The sequence below is a fragment of the Bathymodiolus heckerae thiotrophic gill symbiont genome (genome assembly GCF_900128515.1).
In the GTDB taxonomy this organism is placed as follows: Bacteria; Pseudomonadota; Gammaproteobacteria; order PS1; family Pseudothioglobaceae; genus Thioglobus_A.
The window spans coordinates 1-3057 of the sequence record NZ_FQTP01000129.1 but is presented as its reverse complement, the minus strand read 5'-3'; the positions used below and the strand labels follow the sequence as shown (position 1 = coordinate 3057).

Genomic DNA, 3057 nt, shown 5'->3' with positions numbered 1-3057 from the left:
TTCAAATGCTTTCGCCTAATGGGAATTAAATAGGGGTTAGCTATATACAATGCAAACTCACCTAAAATAAACCTAGATATGCCAGCATTGTGTACTTTAGCTACTCAATAATTGGGAAACTTCAGTTAGGGAGATTGGATGATTATTTATTTCCAGCTCCCTTATGGGTAATCAGGTTATTTATGATGATAGCACATTTTAAATCCATGTGGTCAGGTTTGAAAAATAAAATGTTCATAAATTATGAATGTGCTTTTTTTGGGTGCTCGGTTAACTAACGGCTTGTTTGATGTTCCGCGACTGAAGATCGCGGTTTCGGGTGGGGGTAGGGTGTTGTTTTTTAACGCGGGACAAATATTTCACTTATCCCACTCCAACGCTGAGCGTGGGAACGAGAAATTTGTTATTTTCAAATATTTTTTGGAAAGTTTTTAGCTATCTTTGAGTGTTCTATTTGACCTTCTTTTACAAAGAAACTTATATTTCCATAGCTATCGCATACCCAAAATTCTATTGCCCCTTGCTCAAAATAGATCGTTTTTTTTTCATTAATCTCTCGCTTTGTATTTGAAAAAGATAATACTTCAATACAAATTTCTGGGGCTATTGAGCACTCAACTTCATTTTCTATTTTTTCAAGTAAACTTTGTGATGCCCAGGCAACATCGGCAACTTTTGTCCCCTGTTTTGTTTTAATGGCGCATTCTGCTAATGCCTCTCCCTCTGTTATGTTTTGATATAAATGCTTAATGATTTTCCCTTGAAGAATTGAATGGTTTACTTTTACGGGAGTCATTAATATTTTACCTTGATCATTAAGTTCTATTTTGAATGGAAGGTTTTTTAAATTTTGATTTTCACACACTTCTTGCCATTGCATAAATAATTACCTGCTTTATTTCGTAAAAAGTCTAACCCAGCTTATAGGAATCAATGGGTCAGAGTCGGATAGAATAGAATAAGCACTGCAACCTTATCACATTTCAAACCACGCATGCACCCACACGAACGAATTAGCGCTTTGGCATTCCCTTTTTGGGCTAGCAATTTTAGACGAGGCAGCATAAAACTATGTGAGTATTTGCGGTCTAAAGACCTGCGCTTCAGCATCGTATTGTTTGGGGCGCGAGATTTTAACGTGCACCGGAGCAATAGCGGCTGTTACGTAAGAATATAAGGAAAGATATCGATTTATTTAATAATCAATTTTTGTCGATATGGTCAAAGCGTTTTTAATGTTCTGCTCCTGTAGAAATTAAATATCCATGTTCTAAGAACGTGGATATTTAATTTTATACTTGTTATTTTCATTCCAGTCAGAATAAATCCGTCAAAACCTTGTTGTAGGTAGCAATTAATCATATAATCTATAAAGTTTGTACATAAGCAACTTTTATCTTAGCTCAAGGTGGAATCAGTATGAAAAAAATAAACAGCTTACATTTAAAGGGTTTTTTATTAGCTTTAATATTGAGTTTTTCTCCAATTTCGGCTTTTGCTGAAGATGTAGATCCGATAATAACTGCAGCATTGGCTGAAGCGGCAAAAGATCCAGATAACGCTGCAAAGATCGCAGCAGAAGCAGCGTTGGCGAATCCAGAGCAAGCGGCTGCGATCGCTGCAGCAATCGCAACAGCATATCCAGCAGTTGCGGTAGAAATTGCAGCGGCTGCAGTTCCTGAGGCTGCAGCAGAAATTGCAGCGGCAGTCACAGTTATAGTGCCGGGGGCAGCAGCAGAAATTCAAGCAGCTGTAGATACAGCTAACCAGCAACAAGTCGATGGTGATGGGCAAGTAATTGAGGACATAGAAGATGGAATCATCGATGTTAACCCTAGTTAATTTTAATTCAACATCTGATTACGTACAACTCACAGCCACATTAAAAACATCTGAAATAACATCATGTTAAGCGGCTCGTTATTCCCGAAGGCTACCCAGTCAAGCGTGGGCACAAGCTTAATCGGGAGTCTATTGCTTAGGCCCATAGATTCCTGCTAACAACATGCAGGAATGACGAGCGTGTTTGAATTAGGAAGCGTATTTTTTAACAGGAATAGCGGACTGAAGTCCGCTCTACAGTATTTTATATCACATTTACTTCACGTTGAATCTTATTGCAGCAAGCTTCGGGAAATTAAACCCATAGAGATTAAATATACACTTAACTCCTCAATTTAATTGTTAGACTTTTTTATCATGAAATTAGTAAGTATCGCTTTGAGACGGCTTGGCCTGCTACATTTCTATTGTTTTATTTCTATCACTTAATTAACTTTTTTCAGGATCTTTAAATGAATAAGTTCAATTTTATTATTGCTTCAATACTAGGCCTTAGTCTTTGCTCGACAGTCTATAAAATCAAGGGGTCAGCCAGCTTGATTTAACTCTTCTTGAGTAAACTTCTTGTTCAAAATATTTTAATCGCTCTGGTTTCCCTGTTCCTTCTCGGGGTTCAATCATTATTTCTCTCGTTAAATCAAAAAGCTTTATATACGATGTTTTGTCATTTTTTCTAAACCATTTTAAATCATTATTGGCATTACTCAGGATATTAATTTTATAGGTCACAAAAAACGTCCTTTATCGAATATGATTTAGGTATCTCTCCATTTTTTCGTGCTTCATGCGCTTCTAATAACGCCTTAAGTGAGAGCTTATCAGATAGTAGCCTTAAGGTTTCTTGCATTTCATCATAATCATCTTGAGGTATCATTATTACTGCTCCATTATCTGATGATATATTGATTTCATCATGAGTTTTTAATGAATAATTTATTATTTCTTGAAAATCGGCTTGCGCTTGTTTTAGAGTGAATGTTTTCATTTTGGTTTATTGATATTTATTTAAAAAAACAGGATCAAGGCTCAGCCAGCGTGATTTACCATTTATCTAGTTCCCACTGTTTCCGTGAAACAAACGAGCATTCAATAGTAGGTAGGCTGGAGGAATCACCCACCAGCCCCCTGTTGCCGCAAGGAGGTTAATTCCCCCTATTTTCCAACATGTCTGTTTCTGACAAAAGGCGGCTCCGCCTAGATTGCCCCGAAGGGGAG

4 protein-coding genes are annotated in these 3057 nt (G+C 37.1%); 1 reads left to right on the top strand and 3 read right to left on the bottom strand.

Annotated features, from left to right (window positions below):
- Positions 1-409: 409 nt before the first annotated feature.
- Complete coding sequence (locus BTHERMOSOX_RS10035) at positions 410-880, bottom strand: Uma2 family endonuclease (protein ID WP_138121025.1); 471 nt, start codon at positions 878-880, stop codon at positions 410-412.
- A 590-nt stretch (positions 881-1470) separates the two neighbouring features.
- Between BTHERMOSOX_RS10035 and BTHERMOSOX_RS10030 the strand changes: the two genes are divergently transcribed.
- The gene (locus tag BTHERMOSOX_RS10030; RefSeq protein ID WP_212744653.1) at positions 1471-1842 is read left to right on the top strand and encodes a hypothetical protein; all 372 of its coding nucleotides are present in this window, start codon (positions 1471-1473) and stop codon (positions 1840-1842) included.
- 519 nt (positions 1843-2361) lie between these two features.
- Here BTHERMOSOX_RS10030 and BTHERMOSOX_RS10025 read toward each other — a convergent pair.
- Both BTHERMOSOX_RS10025 and BTHERMOSOX_RS10020 read right to left on the bottom strand, forming a co-directional pair.
- On the bottom strand, positions 2362-2571 hold the full coding sequence (locus BTHERMOSOX_RS10025; RefSeq protein ID WP_138121023.1) for a type II toxin-antitoxin system YoeB family toxin: 210 nt from the start codon (positions 2569-2571) through the stop codon (positions 2362-2364).
- The gene (locus BTHERMOSOX_RS10020) at positions 2561-2827 is read right to left on the bottom strand and encodes a type II toxin-antitoxin system Phd/YefM family antitoxin (protein WP_249360681.1); all 267 of its coding nucleotides are present in this window, start codon (positions 2825-2827) and stop codon (positions 2561-2563) included. Before BTHERMOSOX_RS10020 ends, BTHERMOSOX_RS10025 begins: the two co-directional genes overlap by 11 nt.
- Positions 2828-3057 lie beyond the last annotated feature (230 nt).

Bases quoted from the DNA above. Each gene is read 5' to 3' on its own strand.
- BTHERMOSOX_RS10035 (WP_138121025.1), bottom strand. From the start codon at position 880: ATGCAATGGCAAGAAGTGTGTGAAAATCAAAATTTAAAAAACCTTCCA.
- BTHERMOSOX_RS10020 (WP_249360681.1), bottom strand. From the start codon at position 2,827: ATGAAAACATTCACTCTAAAACAAGCGCAAGCCGATTTTCAAGAAATA.